This is a genomic window from Asaia sp. SF2.1 (assembly GCF_000505765.1).
GTDB classification, from domain to species: Bacteria; Pseudomonadota; Alphaproteobacteria; order Acetobacterales; family Acetobacteraceae; genus Asaia; species Asaia bogorensis.
Genome location: NZ_AYXS01000003.1, coordinates 95963 through 96173 on the forward strand (window position 1 = coordinate 95963; position 211 = coordinate 96173).

A 211-nucleotide genomic window follows, 5' to 3' on the forward strand; every position below is an offset into this window, starting at 1 on the left:
CGAGACGGGAAATGCCAAAGGACTGGTCGGCGATGTAAGCCGGTTACGAAAGATGCTCGCCTTCATCGACGCTGCGGAATCACTCGATGAGCTCACGGTGCCTCCCAATTATAGCCTGCATCCTTTGGTCGGAGAGCGGGCAGGCACTTGGTCCATGACCGTCACTAAAAACTGGCGGCTTACTTTTCGTCTCAATGAGCAGGGACAACTC

1 protein-coding gene is annotated in these 211 nt (G+C 55.0%); it reads left to right on the forward strand.

Going from position 1 to position 211, the window contains the following annotated elements; translation table 11 throughout:
• Positions 1–52: 52 nt before the first annotated feature.
• The coding region (locus P792_RS36405) for a type II toxin-antitoxin system RelE/ParE family toxin (protein WP_235075396.1) at positions 53–211 on the forward strand (159 nt) is incomplete at its 3' end.